The following is a 20,544-nucleotide window of genomic DNA, read 5'->3' as shown; positions in this document are numbered from 1 at the left end:
TAATCGGATGCAAAGATAGACCCCCTCCCGGGAGCAGTTCATGTCAGGAGGGGGTCTTTTTGTGCTGCCTCAGTCTTTAGGGCATATGCAAAAATTGTGCCCACAGACCGGGCACCTTGGCGGGGTCTTGTGGCTCGGGGGTGTCGGATTCACTGTGCTCTCGCTCTCTCATCTCGCTGGGCACTGAGGGTGGCCCATAGGCCCGTCTCGGCCAAAGTCGCAAATGCATGTCTGACCTTGCCAAGACTCCGGCGGTACGGGGATTAGATCTAGGGTAAATCCATCTGTGATAACCCCCGCACCCCCGCATCGGATGCACGTGTGCGGAGTTAGGACCTCCTCTCCATGCTCGTCCCGTTCGGACACCTCAATCTGGCAAGTGCCCAAACAGATGTAGCACTTACGGGCCGGGTGGGTGGTCACGGTCACACCGCCGTTGTTACAGGGTTTAGCTTCATCTGGCAAGCACCCAAACGCGGGAAGCGGAGAGACTCCCTCTCCCGGGGACCACTTCACAAGGGTGAGGGGGTCTCTTCCAGTCTCAATCGCCCGGGCGCGGAGGGGCGTAGATCAGAGCTGGGGGCCGGCTCCGGCCCGGATAAGCGTTCCGGCATCGTCGTAGTAGTAATCCCCCTCGCCTTCCGGCGCGGCGCTCTGGTCCTTATCTGGTTCGTCCGGCATAATCTCGTCTCCTTGATCGGGTATAAGGGGACCCCCTCATCTGGGAAAAGGAGAGGCGGTCCTACGTTTACGCTTGGTAGCGCTCTCCTCGCGTGCTGCAAGGGCGTATTTGGTGGTGGCACTCGCTGGACGGACGGGGGATCCGGCGTAGGGCCTTCACTTGGTCTGGCTGTTAGCCACAATGATTGTGGTGGGTCCTTCCGCCATCCATGAGGGGCCGTGGGAACCGTGTTCGTGCTGCCCTACGACATCAGGGTCTTCGTCGGCAAAAAGACACTGGTCGGCTGCGCATTTCCACAGTACGGAGCAATCAGGCGCGAACGTTCGTCTAGGCAACTGGGGCCTCCATTCATCGTTACGCGGCGTGTGCGGTAGGCTCTTTGGTGGTCCCCGGTAGGTAGCTGCTACCGGGGACCTTTCGAGTCTCGGGATTGCTGGATGCTTATTGTCGTGGCGAGACAGCCGCGACAGATCATCCGGCCGTCTGATGCCACTTCGCCTCGTTCTTACCAGCCATTCAGTTGGCGAATTCAGGGATCGGCATCATCGGTCTCTCTTGGTAGGCCAGAGGATAGACAAAAGGGGCAGTCCGATAATCAACACTTGAGCCCACGTCTGTGCGTACATCGGCGTAAGTCCTCCTTTCCTCGATCGGTGCCGATGCAACCGGCAAGAGAATTATCAGGGCTACCGTAAGGCGCAGAAGCAGTCGCCTAAACCCAGTCAACAAAGGTCCGCTTTTCGAAGGAGTTCCACTAGCTCCGTGAGGGTGTCCGCGAGCTGATCCAAGTCGGAGGTAGATACGTCGCGACGAGGCAGCTTGAACGCCACCTGGTCAAGCTTCCACGAGACTTTACGCAGAACTACATCAAGACTGACCGTTGAGACAGAGGGGCCTTCGATGGACTCCGGCTCAGGGGCACCCGTCATAGGAATACCCGCACGCGCCTGCGGATCATTTCTCGTCGAGCTCGATTCCTGCGTCTGCGATCCCGGCAGGGCTGGAAAGCTTTCTCAATGGGTCACCCTCCATCCGTTGGAAGGACGCCCCCGCCGTCCGGCTGTCGGGGGATCGATTAACGACCGGCGGAGGCCATCCAGGAGGGATCTTGTCGGTGCCGGAGGAATGCTGGTGACACGCAGCGTGTCACTACCCGATCGGGTTAGCACACTCCCAGCTTCGTAGCGAGTCCCCGCAATTGCGGGGACTTAGACGCAGGTGTGTGGAGCAGATCTTTGACAATAGATTTTGACAAGCGCTGATTCTGAAACCAAAAGGGGGCGGCAGAAGCAGTCGACGACAACAGCGCCACCGCCTTGTCTGTATCCCCGGTCTTGAGATGGACCAAGGCGCGATCCGTATCGTGCCTGCATTTACCCAAGAGGTGTAGGGCTGAGCCGCCCCCCGGCATGGTCTTAGACGCGGCCAACGCGTCGCCGAATTCGCCGAGATTGATCGCAATATCTGTATGCTGCATAGCGATTGAGGACGGGCCAAAGATGCTGCTGTGGTAGCACTGTCCGTCGGGGACCTTTGCGGCAATTTGCCGAGCTTCACCCAAGAAATGCTTCGCCGCCACGGCGTTGCCTGCGCGGGCGTGCGCGTTACCAGCCTGCAGCAACAGAGACCCGTACACTTTCATTTGAGGGATATTGTGGGTTCTGCCCGGTTCAATCGTCCTTGCAGTTGAGGTGGACAACTCCCACGATTCCTCGTACCTGCCGGCAACCATTAGTTGCCAAGCTAGAGATCCCGTCGCGGAAGCTGTCATCACGGGGTCGCTTAGTCCTTCAGATAGGCGTATTGATCTCTGTATGGCCAGGTGCGCGGCGTCCGGGTGCCGCAGCAGTGTCAAGGTACACCCGGCAGCCCACAACACCCGGGATAGTGACTGGAGATAAATCGGCCGATCTGTGTCGTTTGACGTGGCTAGCCCGGACTCTAGTTGTCTGATCTGACGAGACAACGCCCAAACGGCGGAGTCGTGTTGCCCACTCCAGTACGTGCGCCACGCGGCGATTTCGGCAAAACGCGCCTCCTGCGTAGTCGCAGGGGCGTCCTTCGGGACGCCTACCAAGCTCACGGCGTGCCGTAGCGCCGTAACCCCTTGGTCCTGGTCGTGCTCTGGTATCGAGACTGGGACCAGTAGATCGGCGAGCGTGACATCCAGGGCCCGAGCGATCTTGTGCAGGCTCGCGACGCTGCATGTCTGCCGCACCCCCTGTTCTAGTTTTCGGATCAACGTGAGCGATAGCCCCGCTCGGTCTGCCAGTTGCTGTTGGGTGTAGAGGTCGCCTCGTAGTTGCCGTATGCGCTCACCTAGTGACAGATGGTTACTCATGGGGCCACGGTACAGCCGGGTTGATCTGTGAGGTAGAAGATGCTAAGGACGCCCCGGGTCAGTGCCCGCAGGTCGGGCAGGCGGAGTCCGCGGGTCAAACTGGCTCATCCGGCCCATAAGGCTCGGCGGTAGCAACGAGTGCGACAGATGAGCCAGTTGCGCCACACTATTGGCGGGTGCCTCGTGACCTGATCGCATCTTCTGAGCTGGCAAAAGCCCTTGGCGTGAGCCGATCAACGGTGTCTCGATGGGTCCGCGAAGGCAGGATTACACCCACTGAGATCACAGCCGGAGGACAATCCCGGTTCCGGCTCGATGACGTGCGCGGAGAGCTTCGCCGCCAGCGCGGGCAGACGGGATGACGACGAACTGATCGCGCGCCAGCCCCCGGCCGTCCGGTGTGGTCGCGGTGGCTATTGTTGGGTTTCCACAACACAACAGCTCCGGCATGCGCTATGCCGGACATTGGTCTGCCCGCCGATGATCGACCAGGGTAGAGGCAGGTGCAGGCGACGCTCCGGGAGGACGTCGCCTGCTGCGCGTGCGTACTTGGGAGGCTCAGCCGGTGTTCAGTCGTGTCGCCATCGTCAACCGCGGGGAGGCCGCGATGCGGCTGATCCACGCCGTCCGGGAACTGTCCGCGGAGACCGGCGCCCGGATCGAGACGGTCGCCCTCTACACCGACGCCGACCGCAGCGCCACGTTCGTCCGGGAGGCCGACCTGGCCCACCCGCTCGGACCCGCCTCGGCCCGCCCCTACCTCGACCACGCCGTGCTGGAACGGGCCCTGGTCGAGACCGGGGCCGACGCCGCCTGGGTCGGGTGGGGCTTCGTCGCCGAAGACCCGGCGTTCGCCGAGCTCTGCGAGAAGATCGGCGTCACTTTCATCGGGCCGAGCGCGGAGGCGATGCGCGAGCTGGGCGACAAGATCGGCGCCAAGCTGATCGCCGAGAAGGTGGGCGTCCCGGTCGCGCCGTGGAGCCGCGGCGAGGTCGCAAACCTCGAAGACGCGCTGGCCGCGGCCGAGCGCATCGGCTACCCGCTGATGCTCAAGGCCACCGCGGGCGGCGGCGGGCGCGGCATCCGCGTCGTCGCCTCGCCCGACGACCTCGCCGACGCCTACGAGCGCACCAGCCAGGAGGCGCTGCGCGCATTCGGCAGCGGCGTCGTGTTCCTGGAGCGGCTGGTCACCGGCGCCCGGCATGTCGAGGTCCAGGTGATCGCCGACGGGCAGGGCACGGCGTGGGCGCTCGGCGTCCGCGACTGCTCGGTGCAGCGGCGCAACCAGAAGATCATCGAGGAGTCCGCCTCTCCCGTCCTGAATCCGGAGCAGACCGCGGAGCTGAAGGCGTCGGCCGAGCGGCTGGCGCTGGCCGTCGGCTACCGCGGCGCCGGGACCGTCGAGTTCCTCTACCACCCGGGCGAGAAGCTGTTCGCTTTCCTGGAGGTCAACACCCGACTCCAGGTCGAGCACCCGATCACCGAGCTGACCACCGGGACCGACCTGGTCAAGCTCCAGTTGCACGTGGCGAGCGGCGGGAAGCTTGAGGGCCCGCAGCCGGCCGAGTCCGGGCACGCCGTCGAGGCGCGGCTCAACGCTGAGGACCCCGACCGCGACTTCGCGCCCGCGCCCGGCCGCATCGCGCGGCTGGTGCTGCCAGCCGGCCCCGGCATCCGGGTCGACACCGGCGTCAGCGAGGGCGACAGCATCCCGGCCGATTTCGACTCGATGATCGCGAAGATCATCGCCTACGGCCGCGACCGCGAGGAGGCGCTGGGCCGATTGCGCCGCGCGATGGCCGAGACCATGGTCGTCATCGCGGGCGGCGCGACCAACAAGAGCTTCGTGCTCGACCTGCTCGACCAGCCCGAGGTGATCGACGCGAGCGCCGACACCGGCTGGATCGACCGGGTCCGCGCCGAAGGCCGCCTCGCCGCGCACAAGCACTCCGCTGTCGCGCTGGCCGCGGCCGCGATCGAGGCATATCAGGACGAGGAGGAGGTCAGCAGGCAGCAGCTGCTGTCCACCGCGCACGGCGGGCGGCCGCAGGTGCGCCACGACCCGGGGCGCCCGCTCGACCTGAAGCTTCGCGGCGTTGGCTACCGCGTGCAGGTCGCGCGGGTCGGGCCGAAGCGGTTCCGCGTCGGGGTCGGCGCCGGCGGCGACGTGCACCCGGCCGACGTCGAGGTCGAGCGGTTCGACACGCACAGCGGCCGGATCGTGGTCAACGGCAGGCGGTTCCGGCTGACCTCGGCCACGCACGGGCCGATCCACCTGGTCGAGGTCGACGGCGTCACGCACCGGATCAGCCGCGACGAGGGCGGCGTCGTCCGCTCTCCCGCGCCCGCCCTGGTGGTCGCCACCCCGCTGGCGGTCGGCGACGAGGTCGAGGCGAACGCGCCGATCCTCGTGCTGGAGAGCATGAAGATGGAAACGGTGCTACGGGCGCCCTTCCGCGCCCGGGTCCGCGAATGCCCGGTTTCGGTCGGCAGCCAGATCGAGACCGGCGCGCCGCTGATGCGGCTGGAGCCGCTTGCCGAGGAGGGCGCCGCCGAGGACACCGCGGCGGCCGAACAGACCGTCGAGATCGACCTGCCCGCCGAGCCGTCGGACGTGCCCGTGGTCGAGCGGGTCGAGCAGCACCTGCAGGAACTGCGTGGCCTGCTGCTCGGCTTCGACGGCGACGCCCGGGACCGCAAGCGCGTGCTCACCGGGTACCTGGCCGCCCGTGCCGAACTCGGCGGCCGGCCGGTGCCCGGCGAGCTGGAGTTGCTCACCGTCTTCGCCGACATGTCTGAGCTGAGCCGCAACAAGCCGGGTGGCGACCTGGAGGTCGAGCCGGGCAGTCCGGTGCACAGCCCGCGCGAGTACTTCCACAGCTACCTGCAGAGCCTCGACGTCGAGCGCGCCGGTGTCCCGGAAGGCTTCCAGGCGAAGCTGAAAAAGGTGTTCGGCCACTACGGCATCACCGGTCTCGACCGCACGCCGGAGCTGGAGGCCGCGGTCTTCCGGATTTTCCTGGCCCAGCAGCGGATGGCGGCCGATATGGCGATCGTTTCCGAGCTGCTGCAGCAGTGGCTGGCGAGCGCGCCGCCGGCCGAGCTGCGCGAGGGTGCGGGGCTGACGCTGGAACGCCTGGTCGAAGCCACGCAGGTGCGCTTCCCCGCGGTGGCCGACCTCGCCCGTGGCGTGGTGTTCCGCTGGTTTGCCCAGCCACTGCTGCGCCGCAACCGCGCCAAGGTCTACGCCGCGGTGCGCGACGAGTTGCGCTACCTGGACCGCAATCCGGACGCCCCGGACCGCGCCGAGCGGATCCAGACCATGGTGGCCAGCGCCGAGCCGCTGGTACGGCTGATCGGCCAGCGGATCGGCCGCGGGATCGGGCGGGCGGACGGCGACCACGCGCCGCTGCTGGAGGTGCTGACCCGCCGCTACTACGGCAACCGCAGGCTGACCGGCGTCACCGCGCGCGACATCGCGGGCTGCCGGTTCATCACTGCCGAGCACACCGGCCCGGAGGGCGTGACCCGGATGGCCGCCACGGCCGCCGACTTCGCGGCGCTGCCGGACGCGATCGCCGCCGTCGGCACGTTCGCCGCGCAGGCGCGGGAAAGCAGCTTTGTCGCCGACCTGTACGTCACGTGGGAGGGCCAGCCGGACGCCGACGCGCTGGCGCTGCGGCTCGGCGAGCTCCTGGCCGCACACCCGCTGCCCGCAAGCGTCGCCCGGATCACCGCCACGTTCGCCGGCACCGGTGGTGCGGTGATGCACCACCACTTCACGTTCCGCCCGGACGGCACGGGATTCGTCGAGGACCGGCTGATCCGCGGCCTGCATCCGCACATCGCCGAGCGGCTGCAACTGGGTCGGCTGCGGGACTTCGACCTCACCCGGCTGCCGTCCGCGGACGAGGAGATCTACCTGTTCAAGGCCGTGGCGACGAGCAACCCGGCCGACGAGCGGCTGGTAGCGATGGCCCAGGTCCGCGACCTGACGCCGCTGCGCGAGGCGGACGGCCGGCTGGTGGCGCTGCCCGCGCTGGAGGACGCGGTCACCGCCTGCGTCGATGCGATCCGCAACATCCAGGCGCAGCGGCCGCAGAACAAGCGGTTCGACACCAACCGGATCATGATGTACGTCTGGCCGGCGGCCGAACTGACCGTTGACGAGCTGAACTCCATCGTCCAGCGGATCCTGCCGACCACGGCGGGCGCCGGGCTGGAGGAGGTCCAGTTCCTGGCCCGCCAGCGCACCGAGACCGGAGAGCTGACCGAGACGGCCGTACGGATCACCCTCGACGCGGGCGACGACGCGCAGCTGCACGTCGGCCCGCCGTCGGCCGAGCCGGTGCGGCCGTTGGACGACTACCGACAGAAGGTGCTGCGCGCGGCCCGGCGCGGCCACGTCTACCCGTACGAGCTGACCGACGTGCTGGCCGGTGCGGACGGTGGCTTCGTCGAGCACGACCTCGACGAGAGCGGCGCGCTGGTGCCGGTGGACCGGCCGAAGGGCAAGAACACCGCGGCCATTGTCGCCGGGGTAGTCACCACCCCGACCGAACGGCACCCCGAAGGCGTCACGCGCGTGGTGCTGCTCGGCGACCCGACCAAGGCGCTGGGCGCGCTGTCGGAGCCGGAGTGCTCGCGCGTGATCGCGGCGCTGGACCTGGCCGAACGGATGCGGGTGCCGCTGGAGTGGTTCGCGCTGTCCGCGGGCGCGCGGATCTCGATGGGCTCCGGCACCGAGAACATGGACTGGGTGGCCGCGGCGCTCAAACGGATCGTCGAGTTCACCCAGGCCGGCGGCGAGATCAACATCGTGGTCGCCGGGATCACCGTCGGCGCCCAGCCGTACTGGAACGCCGAGGCCACGATGCTCATGCACACCAAGGGCATCCTGGTGATGACGCCGGACTCGGCGATGGTGCTGACCGGCAAGCAATCGCTGGACTTCTCCGGCGGCGTGTCGGCCGAGGACAACTTCGGCATCGGCGGCTACGACCGGGTAATGGGGCCCAACGGCCAAGCGCAGTACTGGGCGCCGAACCTGCAGGCCGCCCGCGACGTCCTGATGGCGCACTACGACCACGCCTACATCGTGCCGGGCGAGACGACGCCGCGGAAGGCGGTCACGAACGACCCGCTGGACCGCGACGTCTCGGGTTACCCGCACGCGGTGGTCGGCAGCGACTTCACCACGGTCGGCGAAATCTTCTCGGCCGAGCACAACCCGGACCGCAAGAAGCCGTTCGACATCCGCACCGTGATGCGGGCACTGTCCGATCAGGACCACGCGGTGCTGGAACGCTGGGCCGGAATGGCCGACGCGGACACCGCGGCGGTGCAGGACGTGCACATCGGCGGCCGGCCGGTCTGCCTGATCGGCATCGAGTCGCGGGCGGTGCCGCGTCGCGGCTTCCCGCCCACCGACGGCCCGGACACCTACACCGCGGGCACGCTGTTCCCACGATCGTCGAAGAAGACCGCGCGGGCGATCAACGCCGCGTCCGGTAACCGGCCGCTGGTGGTGCTGGCGAACCTGTCCGGGTTCGACGGCTCGCCGGAGTCGATGCGCAAGCTGCAACTGGAGTACGGGGCCGAAATCGGCCGGGCGATCGTCAACTTCGACGGCCCGATCGTGTTCTGCGTGATCTCCCGCTACCACGGCGGCGCGTTCGTGGTGTTCTCCAAGGCGCTCAACCCGAATATGACGGTGCTGGCCCTGGAGGGCTCGTTCGCCTCGGTGCTCGGCGGTGCCCCGGCGGCAGCCGTGGTGTTCTCTGGCGAGGTGAACAACCGCACGGCTACCGACCCGCGAGTGACCGAGCTACAGGCCCGGGTTGCCGAGACCAGCGGCGCCGAGCGAGCCGCGTTGAACGCGCGGCTGGCCGAGGTCCACGCCTCGGTGCGGGCGGAAAAGCTGGGCGATGTCGCCGCGGAGTTCGACCGAATCCACAGCATCCAGCGGGCGGTTGAGGTCGGCTCGGTCGACGCGATCATCAGCGCCGCCGAGCTGCGGCCACGGATCATCGAGGCCATCGAGCACGGCCTCAAGCGCTGCCCCTGGTAGCTCAAAGACTCCGGGTGGGCGATATCGAAGAGAAGCGAAGGTGTACTTGATGGCCGAGAGGCTGAACGGGACGACGGCGGTTGTCACCGGCGCATCGAGCGGGATCGGGGAGGCGACCGCCCGTGCGTTGGCTGCCGAGGGGGCTGCGGTGGCACTGTTCGCGCGCCGCCGCGACCGCCTCGATGCCCTCGTCAAAGAGATTGACGCGGCCCCGGGCGGCACGGGACACGTCTTCGAGGTCGACGTCACCGACGCCGACGCGGTACACACCGCGATCGACCACGTCGCCGCCGAACTAGGCGGCATCGACGCGTTGGTCAATAACGCCGGCTATGGCATGTGGGGACCCGCACGCGAAGCCGACCTCGCTGAGTGGCACAAGATGGTCGACGTCAACCTGAACGGCGTGCTGGCCACCACCCATGCCGCGCTGCCGCACCTCACCGCCGCCGCGCAGGGCCCTCGCGGCATCGCCGACATCATCACCGTGAGCTCTGTCGGCGGCCGCAAAGTCTTGCCCGGCAACAACGTCTACGCCGCAACCAAGCACGCAGTCGGCGCGTTCTCCGAGTCACTGCGCCAAGAACTTGCCGAGCACCACGTGCGTGTCGGGCTCGTCGAACCGGGCGTGGTTGTCACCGAGATGACGACCAACGCCCGGAACAACGCCCCGGACGCGAGGGCCGCCTCCGCGCTCGGTGTCCTCCAGGCAAGCGACATCGCCGACGCTGTCGTCTACATGCTCACCCGCCCACGGCACGCCGCCATCAGCGAAATGCTCATCCGGCCGACCGAGCAGACCTTCTGAACGACGCTTCCACTGTGGGCGCGAGCCGCCAGTTCTTGGCGCGCGTCTGTGCGCGCCACATCTGTGCGTAGCGGCCTTGCTCACCAAGTAGCTCGGCGTGCGTGCCGCGCTGCACCACACCGCCCTGCTCGAAGACGATGATCTGGTCGGCCCGGACCACGGTCGACAGGCGGTGTGCGATGACCACCACGGTCCTGCCCGCGACGAGGTTGTCGATCGCCTGCTGCACGACGACCTCCGACTCGGTGTCCAGGGCGGCGGTCGGTTCGTCCAGTAGCACCACGGGTGCGTCCTTGAGAATCGCGCGCGCGATGGAGATCCGCTGGCGTTCCCCACCGGACAACGCCGAGCCGATCTCGCCCACCCGTGTGTTGTAGCCGTCGGGCAGGTTTTCGATGAACGCGTGCGCATTCGCGGCACGCGCGGCTTCCACCACCTCCGCGCGGGTGGCGCCGGGGCGGCCCATGGCGATATTGGCCAGGATCGTGTCGTCGAACAGGTAGACGTCCTGGAACACCACGGCGATGTGGCGCATCAGCTCCTCGGGCGCGAGCGTGCCGACGTCCACGCCGCCCAGCCGGACCACCCCGGCCTGCGGATCGGCGAACCGAGTGATGAGCCGGGTTGCGGTGGTCTTGCCGGAGCCGGACGGGCCGACCAGCGCCGTGAGGCTGCGTTCGGGCACCTCCAGGCTGACGTCGCGCAACGCCGGTTCGGTCCGGCCGTCATAGGTGAATCCAACGCCGGTGAACGTGATGTCGAACGATTCCGGCGCTCGGCCGTTCGGGCGCGTCGGCAGGGGCTCGGTGTCCAGCACCTCGCTGACCCGCCCCAGCGCCGCCTCTGACATCTCGAACAGTTTGGTCATGGTGACCGCGGCGCCGAGTGGTTCCGCGAAGCGGGCCGCGGCGACCACGATGGCCAACAGCAGCGGCAGGGTGAGCCGCGCGTCGAGGACCAGTGCCGCGCCCAGCGCCACCAGCGCGACAACCGCGACCTGGACCAGGAACTGCAACGCCGCGACGGGGACCGACGCCGAGCGGTTGGACTCGGCGTTGGCCTCGCGCTGGTGATCGAACACCTCGGCCAGCCGTGGCGAGTCCGCACCCGCCTGACCGGTGGCCTTGAACACCGGCAGACCCTGCACGTACTCCACGATCCGGCCGGCGGCGTCGGCGTTGGCGGCGTCCACTCGGCGGAAGCCGGTGTTGGACAGGAACCGCAGCCTGCGCAGCAGCGGCACGGACACCACGACTGCGACGACGAGCACCATCGCGAGGCGCCAGTCGACGACGAGCACCACGAGGCCGATCACGGCCGGCACCGTCACCAGTCGCACGAAAAGCGTGGAAAACGAGGAGATTCCGGTGGCCGCACTGGTCACGTTGCTGCCCACCACCGTGGTGAGGTCGCCCGCGTCCCGGCGGGCGAGTTCCTGCTGCGGCATCGACCGCAGCCGGTCGCCCAGCCGCGTCCGCATCTCGCCGGTGACCAGATGCCAGTAGTCGAAGGTGAAGGAACTCTCCCGCAAGCGCAGCACCCCTTCGACGGCCACCAGGACGGCGAGGACGCCGAGCCAGAACCAGGCCGTGGCGGTGTCCACCGGCTGGGCGGCCAGCGCCGCGAGCAGCGGGATGAACGTCGCGTACGCCAGGGCCTGCACGAGCGAGGCCAGCATGGAAATCCGCAGCGTCGTGCGGAATTGCGGGGCGTAAGGCCCGGCGGCCCGCATCATCAGGCCGAGTATGCGCTTCATGCGATCACGTCCTTCCCGGCGTCTGCCGATAGTCCCCAGCCCGCGGCCTGCTCATGGCGGGCCCACAGGGCCGAGTAGCGGCCGCCCGCGGCGATCAGTTCGGGGTGCGTGCCGCGCTCGACGACGCGACCGCCGTCGAGGACCACGATCTGGTCCGCGCCGGTGATCGTCGTCAGGCGATGGGCGATGACGAGCACGGTGCGACCCGCCGTCAGCCGGGCGAGGGCCTCCTGGATCGCGGCCTCGCTCTCCGGGTCGGCGAACGCCGTCGCCTCGTCGAGCACCACCACGGGTGCGCCGGACAGCATCGCGCGGGCGATGGTGATCCGCTGGCGCTGCCCGCCGGAGAGCCGGCCGCCGCGTTCACCGACCTGGCTGTCGTAGCCGTCCGGCAGTTCTTCCGTGATGAACTCGTGCGCGGCAGCCGCCTTCGCCGCGGCGACGACTTCTTCGTCGGTCGCGTCGGGCTTGGCCAGCCGGATGTTCTCCGCGACCGTGCCCGACACCAGGAACGGATCCTGGAACACCAGCGCGACGTGGCGGAGCAGGACGTCACTGGCGATGTCCCGCACGTCAACGCCGCCGACCCGCACCGAGCCCGCGTCGACGTCGTAGAACCGGGGGATCAGCCGCGCCACCGTGGACTTACCCGATCCGGACGGGCCGACCAGCGCGCACACCGTGCCCTCGGGCACCGTGAGGGTCACGTCGTCGAGGACCGGTGCGCCCTTTTCCGTGTAACGGAAGGTCACGCCGGTCAGCGATACCGAGGAATCCGTTGGCGGCTCGGGATTTTCCGGCTCGGGTAGGGGTGGCACGCCGAGCAGTTCGCCAATCCGCACGGCGCCGGCCTTGGCGTCGTTGACGTAGTTGGTCAGGTGCATCAGCGGCGCGATCGACTCGACCGGCATGGCGCCGACCAGCAGGCCCAGCACCAGGTCACCGGGCGTGATCCAGCCCGCGGCCAGCATCGGCACGCCGCCCGCCGCGATCACCAGCAGCGTCGGCAACGGCACGATCACCAGGTTGGTGAACCCCGAGGCGCGGCGCGTGGCCTCGGTCCAGGCCCCGACCGCATCGGTGAACGCGGCAACGGCATCGCCGAATCGCTGGAACGAGGTGCGGCCGTCGTCGAAGGTCCGCACGACCGGCATGCCTTGCACGAACTCGACCACCGCCGCGTTGACGTCCTCGCCGGCTTGGTTGTAGCGCGCGCGCTGCGTCGTGTGGTCTCGGGCCATCAACGAGAACGACACCATCGCGATGGGCAGGACCAGCAGGGCGACCAGCAGCAGCTTCCACTGCACGATGCCGAGCGCGACGAGTGCCGCGATCGGCTGTGCGGTCACCGCACCGAAGAACGGCACGGCGTCGGCCACGACGTTGTGCAGCGCGGCGACATCGTCCTGGACGATCTTCTTGATCCGGCCGGACCCCGTGCGCTGCACATGGCCGAGCGGCATCCGCGCCAGCGCGTCGGCAAGCCGGCGTCGCAGCACCACTTCCAGGTCGAAGCTCGCGTGGTGGGCGACTTGCTCGGCCAGCCAGCGCGCGCCAAAGGACACGATGAGGCAACCGAGCGCCGACCCGGCCCACCAAGCGAGCGCCGTGGTCGACCGTGTGCCGGAGAAGAGCTCACCGACCGTCATCGCCACGCATACGTAACCGGCGACCGATGCGATGCCGCCGAGGGCGCCGAGCGCGAGTCCCCGGCCGAGCCTTGCTCGTACCCCCGGGGAGAGCGCGACCAGGTTCTTGACCGGCCGCAGACCGGAGTCGTCGCTCATCGGGCACCTCCGCGCAGCGGTCGGGCGATGCGGTCCGCGACCTGGCCGACGATCGGTTGGTTCATGCACGAGAAATGATCACCGTCTACTTCGGACACTGTGAACTCGCCTAGGCATACGTCGCGCCAGAACGAGAGCATTTGTTCGGTGAGCCCCGGCGCGAAAGTCGAGGGGCCGGTGGGCACGAGGAAGCGCATGTCGCCGAAGTACGGCGGCGGTACGAATCTCGCGGATTGGAAGCTGTGCTTGAACACCCGGAACATGCCCAGTGCCAGCTCCGGAGGCATCTGCTGTCCGGCGACGCGCGATGCGGTCTCGGCGTACCGGGCGAAGCGTTCCTCCTGGCTGAGCGACCCGAGCTGGGCGTACACCGCGCCGGGGGCGCCGTCGAGCCGGGCGAGCGCCCCTTCCGGCACCCGGCCGCCGTTTTCCCGTACCAGCGCGGGGAAAGCCCGCGCGACCGCCTGCGGATCGAGCTCGCCGAAGCCGACCTGGTCCAGCGAGATGCCGAGGTTGGGCACGAACAGCGTCTCGAACATCAGGTCGTCCTCGATGTCGAACGCCACCAGGTGGCTGCTGACCAGAACCAGGTCGTCGAGCTCGACACCGCGTTCGCCGAGCCTACGGGCGACCTCGGTGGCGAACATGCCGCCGAGGCAGTAGCCGACGAGCTGGAACCGGGTGTGTCCGGCGGCGAGCAAGCGCTCGGTGTAGTCGTCGGCGAGGCGGCCCACGACGTCTGCCGGCGGGATGGCGCGGTAGACGTCGGTGTCGGCGATGGCGATGCCCAGCACCGGGCCGAGGTCCTGCGCGACCAGTTCGGCGGCCAGCGGCCGGAAGCACTCCATGGTGCCCAGCCCCGCGTGGAACAGCACCCGCACCGGGCCATCGCCGGTGCTGAACGGCACGAGTGCGGCGTTGCTGCCGCTGGTGACAACTTCCGCTGGCGCCGCCGCGGCGCGCAAGAACGCGGCGAGCGCGGCGACGGTCGGTTCGTTCAGCATGTGGCGCAGCAGGGTGTCGAACGGCACCGGCGCGGCCTCCGGGAGTTCTTCCCGTAGTCGGCCGGCGGTCCTGGCCATGATCAGCGAGTCGGCCCCCTTGGCGAAGAAGTCATCCGTCCGGCCGATCGCCGGCAGGCGCAGCGCCTCCGCCCACCGCGCCGCGAGGGCTTCCTCCAGCGCGTCGGCCGGAGGTTCCGGGGCGGCGGAATTCCCGCCGGAGGTGGGCCGCCAGCCGCTCAGGGTGCGGCGGTCGACCTTGCCGTTTCCGGTCAGCGGCAGGGCGTCGACGACCTGCACCCCGGACGGCACCATGTGCTCGGGCAGCCGCTCACGCAAGAACGACACCAGTTCCGGCTCGGTCACCACCGCGCGATCGGTCTTGACCCTGGAGGCGGTCACGCCGGGCAGCGTCAGCTCGGCATCGGCCGAGCCGGCCGAGGCGAGCACCACGAGCCAACCCCCCGGCGCCAACAGCTCCACCAGCGCGTCGTGGGCGCTCCGCGAGATGACGACATCGAATGTGTTGGGCTCGTAGCCCTGCACCCGGTAGTCCAGGTCGACGTCGAGAGTGCCCCGACGGTGGTCGGCATCGAGCCCGGCCAGCACGTCCGCCAGCCCGTCGACCGGGGAAAGTTCCAATATCCGCAACGGCCGCCCGGCGCTCATGGCGGCCCGGTACGCCACGGCGGCCACGGCGCGCTCCGGCGAATCTCCCGCGGCATCGGTCACCAGGCGGGCGAATCGCGGGTCGAGCGGGACCGGCTCGGTGCGGGCGCATTCCACGACCCCGAACAGCGTGCCTTCCGCGAACACCACCCCGGCGGCGGCCACGGCCGGGTGCTCCAGCAGGGCGGCCTCGATCTCGCCCAGCTCGACGCGGTGTCCGCGCACCTTCACCTGGGTGTCCTCGCGGCCGAGGAACTCCAAGTCGCCGCCCGGCCGATACCGCGCGATGTCGCCGGTGCGGTACAGCCGCTGCCCGTCGACGGGATGGGTGAAGAACCGGTGTGCGGTGGTCTCCGGGTCGCCGAGGTAGCCCTGCGCCAGCCCGGCCCCGGTGATGAACAACTCTCCGGGAGTCCACACCGGACAGTCCTGATAGGACTCATCGAGTACCCGGAAGCCCTGATTCGTGAGCGGCTTGCCGTAGGGGATGCTGTGCCAGCCCTCGGGAACGCCGTCGATGCGGTGGAAGTTCGACCAGATGGCTGCCTCGGTGGCACCGCCGAGCCCCACCAACTCCAGGCGCGGCAGTCGCGCCTGGGCCTGCGCCGGCAGCGTGGTGGGAATCCAGTCCCCGGACAGCAGCGCCAGCCGCAACGAGGACAGCGCACCCGCGGGCTCCGCGCCGAGGTATGCCAGCAGCATCTGTAGCAGCGCGGGCACCGAATTCCACAGCGTCACACCATGTTTGGCGATCAGCTCGGCCCAGTGGGACGGGTCGGCACGCCGGTCGGGATCGGGCAGCACCAGCGCGCCACCGAGCGAGAGCGGGCCGAAGATGTCATAGACCGACAAATCGAAGCCGAGGTTGGCGACGCCGAGGACACGGTCCTCGGCCGTGACGCCGAACCGGGCGTTGACGTCGACGATTGTGTTGGCGGCCGCGCGGTGGCCGATGACAACGCCTTTGGGTTTGCCCGTCGAACCGGAGGTGTAGATCACGTACGCGGGAGCATCCGGATCGCCGTCGGGTACCTGCCACGGCTCGATCGGGTCGAGTGTGTCCACGCAGGTGCGAGTGACGCCCTCGACCTCGTCGGTCTCGTCGACCCAGGACTGCGTGAGCACGTGCCGCACCCCGGCGTCGCGGAGGATGGCGGCGCGGCGAAGCGGCGGCTGGTGCGTGTCGATCGGCAGGTAGACGCCGCCGGCGAGCAAAACCCCGAGCACGGCGGCGACCTGCTCGACGCCCTTGTCCATCACGACCGCGACCCGGTCACCGGGGGAGATCCCGCCGGTCCGCAACGCGTCGGCGACGGCGGCGGCGCGGCCGGCCAGCTCGCGGTAGGTCGTCGCGCCCCGGCGGTCGACGACCGCGAGGCGGTCCGGGGTGCGGCGTGCTTGGTCGAAAACCGGCTGGTGCAGGAGGAAATCCGGCGGCGCTCCGGCGGTGTCGTTGACTCGGTGACGTTGCTCGGCCTGCCAGCCGGGCAGCGCGACGACGTGCTCGGCCTCCCAAGCCCCAGCGCTCGTGGCGAGGCGGCGCAGCAGATCCTCGAACGCGGCGAACATGTCGTCCACCAGCCCGTCCGGGAAGACGCCGTCGCGAACGTCCCAGTTGATCCGCAGGCCCCCTTCGTCATCCATGGCCTGGCAGTCGATGTACACCTGCGGGGTCTGGGTGATGCCGTATCCGTCGAAACGACCGGCGGTGGCACCTGTGCCTGCTCGGTCGCCGCCGATGCCGATGGCGCTGGTGAACACGATCGGCATCAGTGCCGACTCGCGGCCGCGCCGGCGCGCGAGCTCGCGGATCACCTCGACGCCCGAGTACAACCGGTGATCGAGGTCGTCGAAAAGCCGGTCGCCGACCGCGCGGGTCCGCTCGGCGAACGTCCGGCCCGCGGTCCAGTCGACCTCCAGTAGGTTCACCGACGTGAAGTCGCCGACCACGTCGGCCACCTGGGGATGCAGCGGAAGCCGGTTGAGCACGGTCAGGTTCAGGCAGAACCGCGCGGTGCGCGACCACCGGGCGATCACGGCGGCATAGGCCGACAGCACCGCCGACGAGGGAGTCAGGCCCCGTTCCTGAGTGCGCCGGGTGAACTCGGCCCAGCTGTCCTCGTCCAGCCGCAGCTGCTTGCGGGTGAACGAGGGCCGCTGGTCGTGGGGGGCGACGGGCAGGTCCGGTGCCGGGGGAAGCGTGTCCAGCCGGGCGGTCCAGTAGTCGAGGTCGCGCTGGTAGCGGCCGGTCTCCCGCTGCCGCAACTCGGTGAGCAGATAGTCGCGGAACCGTACTTCGAGTTCGGGCAGTTCGTGGTCGGGTTCGGCGTGCAGGGCCGCCAACTCCCCGAGGAGGAGCGCGATGCTCGCCCAGTCCGCGATGAGGAAGTCCAGCGAGACGTGCAGCACGGCGTTGGCGTCGGTGCGAGTGGCGCGCAGGTCGAACAGCGGCCAGGCGGCCGGGTCGTAGACGTGGTGGCCGAGTTCGGCGCGCACGGACTCCAGCGCCGCCTCGACGGTGCCGGAATCCGCGCCGCGCAGGTCGGTGACCGGCACCGGGTAGTGCGGCACCTCGGGCAATACCCGCTGATAGCCGTCGGCGGAGATGACCGCGCGCAGCATGTCGTGCCGGGCGATCAGCCGATTCCACGCCGCGGTCAGGCGGTCGGGGTCGAGTTCGGGGTAGCTCACCTCGACGTAGACATGGCAGGCGACGCCGCCGGAACCGAAGGCGTCGCTGCGGCCGAGCAGGTAGGCGGACTGCACGTCGGTGAGCGGGAACGGTTCGAAGCGGCCCGCATCGTCGCGTACCAGCTCGACCTGATCGCTGCGCAGCAGGTCGAGCACGGCGTCCTTGTCGGCTTTCAGCGCCGCCAGCAACTCGGCGGTGAGCACCCCCTTCGGGGCGCGGTAACGCAGGCGGTCGTTCTCGGCCCACAGTTTCACCCCCGACTCGGTCAGGGTGGCCACGAGGTGGGCGGGGGAATGCGTCTGCTGGCTGGTCACGGCTGGGGCTCCTCGATGGTCGGACGGGTGGGGACGAGCGCGACGCCGTTGGTCAGCTCGGGGTCGAGCGGACCGGCCAGACCATCGAGCTCCACGGTGAGCACGCCGGTGACGGGCGAGGCACGCGGGCGCAGCCACGGATCGGGGCCGATCAGCCGGTCGTAGTGGGCGCGATGCTGCGGTCGTATTCCATAGTGGACGGCCGAGATCCCGGTGGCGCCGTTGGGATGCTCGGTCCGTCGCGGGCGTTGCGGTGGGTCGTAGGACGACACGACGAACGGCAGCGCGGCGGGCCGCGGCGCGCTCATCTGGTAGCGGACGCGCTCGCCGTCCGGCCGGGTGCGGGTGTTGCGGAAGATCCGCGACATGGGCAGTCCGGTGGCGGCGAGGCGGTCCCGGGTCGCGGTGAGATCGGTGTCGTCGGTCTCCAGGGCGAGATCACGCCAGCCGGAGCCGGGCGCGGCCCACTTCGCGAGCCGGTCGCCCATGCCCAGGCCGAAGCGCGCCGCGACCGGCCAGCGCAGCGGACGCAGCGCCGTGGGAAATTCAAAAAACTCAAGAAATGGTCCCTCGGCAAACCAAATCAGGGCATTGCGCGCCTTCTCCGGGGCGCTTCCCCAGGTCACCGAGAAACCGAGTTCGGTGAAGTCGCGCACAATTTTGTGGATATCCTCGACTCGGCTCAGGACATGACTGCATCTCAACATCTACCGCGCCCTTTCTGTCTTCCGCCCTGATCAAGATGTTTGCAAAATCGGAGAAATCATGGTTAAGTCGCCCCCGGAAACAACACCGGACGAGGAATTCTCACCGTGCCAATCAGTCGAACGAAACTTGATTCTCTGCGCGCCCGAATCGAACAGGACGACACCTTGCGTGCCGTCGATGAATTGCGGGAACTGGCCGCCGAACTGAATTCCGGCGACTCGGCGGCGACCGCACGTGTCCGAGCCTGGAGCGCGGTGCTCGGCGCGGACGCGCGGACCGTCATGGTCGCCCTGCCGCTGGACGCGGGCGGCCGGGACGCCGCGATCGCCGCGCTTCTCGTCGGCGCCAGGGTCGTGCTGGCCGACGCGACCGCGCACCCGGCACGCACGCTGGCCGAGCTGGAGCGAACCGGCGCCGACCATGCCGTGCTGGATTCGGCCCGGCTCGCGCGCCTGGCCGCCGAACCGGCCGTGCCGCTGACCGATCTCGCGGCCCTGCGCCGCATCCTGCACGTCGGAGGCCCGGCCGCATTCGATGCCGTGGAGACCGTCCACCTGACCAGCGACCCGAGCGGCGTGGTCGGGGTTGCCGGGGCTGACCGGGAGATCGGGGCCGGTCTGATCGCCGCTATCGAATCGGTCGCGGTGGACGGGCTCACCCAGGAGCACACCGCGGAGTTCGTCGCCCGCTTCGACGAGGCCGTGCTCGCCGCGATGCTGCATACCTTGCAGGCACACGGTGTTCTCACTGATCCGGCGGTGTCGCACACAACCTCGGAAGTGCTTACCGCGGCCGGGGTTTCGCCGCGCCACCACGCCGTGGTCGAACGCTGGCTCACCGCGCTCACCGAACGAGGTGTGCTCGGTAGCGACGGCGACCGGACGCGTGGCACTGCGCCGATCGACCGGACGGTCGTTGACGCCGCGTGGGACGCGGCGCATCGGCTGTGGACCGGCCGACTCGGCGGCGCGGAGGTCATGGCGTACTTCCGGCTCAACGCGGACCGGCTGCCCCAGCTGCTGTCCGGCGCGGAGCAAGCCGCGCTGTTGCTTTTCCCAGAGGGACGCACCGACATCGCGGATGCGCTGTACCGGGACACCGCGACCGCCCGCTACCTCAACACGGCGGTCGGCGCGGCGATGCGGGTGCTGGCCGGTGGGCCTACGCCACCGCGAGTGCTGGAGGTCGGCGCCGGCACCGGAGCGACCAGCGAGGTGGTGCTGGCCGACCTCGCGGAGTCCGGAGTGGACGGTGTTGACTACCTCTTCACCGACGTGTCGCCGTTCTTCCTCGACGGCGCCCAGAAACGTTTCGCCGCCTACGATTTCGTTCGCTACGGCGTCTATGACATCGACCGGGACAACCGCGAGCAGGACTTCGTGCCCGCTAGCGTCGATGTCCTCATCGCCGCGGGTGCGCTCAACAACGCGCGCGACGCCGACGCCACGCTGCGCCGACTCCACGAACTGCTCGTACCCGGCGGCTGGCTGCTGCTGATCGAGCCGACCCGGGAGTACTTGGAGATCCTGATCTCCCAGGCATTCATGATGACCGCAGCGGAAGACGCCCGGCTGCGGTCGGGCACCACGTTCCTGTCCCGGCAGCAGTGGCACGAGGCACTGGAAAAAGCGGGCTTCACCGTGGTGCACACCACGCCCGGTGGCGAGCACCCGTTGGCTCCGCTGTCGCAGTACCTGTTCACCGCGCAGCGCTGAC

9 protein-coding genes are annotated in these 20,544 nt (G+C 68.8%); 4 read left to right on the top strand and 5 right to left on the bottom strand.

Annotated features, from left to right (window positions below):
• Positions 1-1,844 precede the first annotated feature (1,844 nt).
• A complete protein-coding gene (locus BJ970_RS40435) occupies positions 1,845-3,023 on the bottom strand; it encodes a helix-turn-helix domain-containing protein (protein WP_184731150.1) in 1,179 nt (392 codons plus the stop codon).
• Between the two features lie 176 nt (positions 3,024-3,199).
• Here BJ970_RS40435 and BJ970_RS31900 point away from each other — a divergent pair, with 176 nt between their 5' ends.
• The 3 genes from BJ970_RS31900 to BJ970_RS31890 all read left to right on the top strand — a co-directional run bounded on the left by BJ970_RS31900 (position 3,200) and on the right by BJ970_RS31890 (position 9,901).
• Positions 3,200-3,385 (top strand): helix-turn-helix domain-containing protein, encoded by a 186-nt coding sequence (locus tag BJ970_RS31900; protein WP_184731149.1) that lies wholly within the window; start codon positions 3,200-3,202, stop codon positions 3,383-3,385.
• Between the two features lie 203 nt (positions 3,386-3,588).
• The gene (locus BJ970_RS31895; RefSeq protein WP_184732509.1) at positions 3,589-9,093 is read left to right on the top strand and encodes an ATP-binding protein; all 5,505 of its coding nucleotides are present in this window, start codon (positions 3,589-3,591) and stop codon (positions 9,091-9,093) included.
• Between the two features lie 49 nt (positions 9,094-9,142).
• Complete coding sequence (locus BJ970_RS31890) at positions 9,143-9,901, top strand: SDR family oxidoreductase (protein ID WP_184731147.1); 759 nt, start codon at positions 9,143-9,145, stop codon at positions 9,899-9,901.
• On the opposite strand, the gene BJ970_RS31885 is transcribed toward BJ970_RS31890, so the two are convergent.
• Genes BJ970_RS31885 through BJ970_RS31870 form a run of 4 tightly spaced genes read right to left on the bottom strand, consistent with a single transcriptional unit; the run spans position 9,873 to position 18,827 of the window.
• Complete coding sequence (locus BJ970_RS31885) at positions 9,873-11,657, bottom strand: ABC transporter ATP-binding protein (RefSeq protein WP_184731145.1); 1,785 nt, start codon at positions 11,655-11,657, stop codon at positions 9,873-9,875. The genes BJ970_RS31890 and BJ970_RS31885 overlap by 29 nt on opposite strands.
• Positions 11,654-13,444, bottom strand: coding sequence for an ABC transporter ATP-binding protein (locus BJ970_RS31880; RefSeq protein ID WP_184731143.1), 1,791 nt, complete (start codon positions 13,442-13,444; stop codon positions 11,654-11,656). The genes BJ970_RS31885 and BJ970_RS31880 overlap by 4 nt, the downstream gene beginning before the upstream one ends.
• Positions 13,441-18,120, bottom strand: a complete 4,680-nt coding sequence (locus BJ970_RS39710; protein ID WP_184731141.1) for a non-ribosomal peptide synthetase — start codon at positions 18,118-18,120, stop codon at positions 13,441-13,443. The genes BJ970_RS31880 and BJ970_RS39710 overlap by 4 nt, the downstream gene beginning before the upstream one ends.
• The gene (locus tag BJ970_RS31870; protein ID WP_184731139.1) at positions 18,117-18,827 is read right to left on the bottom strand and encodes a VOC family protein; all 711 of its coding nucleotides are present in this window, start codon (positions 18,825-18,827) and stop codon (positions 18,117-18,119) included. Before BJ970_RS31870 ends, BJ970_RS39710 begins: the two co-directional genes overlap by 4 nt.
• Positions 18,828-18,932: 105 nt before the next feature.
• On the opposite strand from BJ970_RS31870, the gene BJ970_RS39705 reads away from it, so the two are divergent.
• The gene (locus BJ970_RS39705; RefSeq protein WP_184731137.1) at positions 18,933-20,543 is read left to right on the top strand and encodes a methyltransferase; all 1,611 of its coding nucleotides are present in this window, start codon (positions 18,933-18,935) and stop codon (positions 20,541-20,543) included.
• Position 20,544: the final 1 nt, after the last annotated feature.

The organism is Saccharopolyspora phatthalungensis, from assembly GCF_014203395.1.
GTDB classification, from domain to species: Bacteria; Actinomycetota; Actinomycetes; order Mycobacteriales; family Pseudonocardiaceae; genus Saccharopolyspora; species Saccharopolyspora phatthalungensis.
The sequence above is the reverse complement of the archived record's forward strand: the minus strand, read 5'-3'. Positions and strand labels throughout refer to the sequence as shown.

Coding starts and splice junctions, on each gene's coding strand:
- BJ970_RS31880 (WP_184731143.1), bottom strand. CDS start 13,444: ATGAGCGACGACTCCGGTCTGCGGCCGGTCAAGAACCTGGTCGCGCTC.
- BJ970_RS31870 (WP_184731139.1), bottom strand. CDS start 18,827: ATGTTGAGATGCAGTCATGTCCTGAGCCGAGTCGAGGATATCCACAAA.
- BJ970_RS40435 (WP_184731150.1), bottom strand. CDS start 3,023: ATGAGTAACCATCTGTCACTAGGTGAGCGCATACGGCAACTACGAGGC.
- BJ970_RS31885 (WP_184731145.1), bottom strand. CDS start 11,657: ATGAAGCGCATACTCGGCCTGATGATGCGGGCCGCCGGGCCTTACGCC.
- BJ970_RS31890 (WP_184731147.1), top strand. CDS start 9,143: ATGGCCGAGAGGCTGAACGGGACGACGGCGGTTGTCACCGGCGCATCG.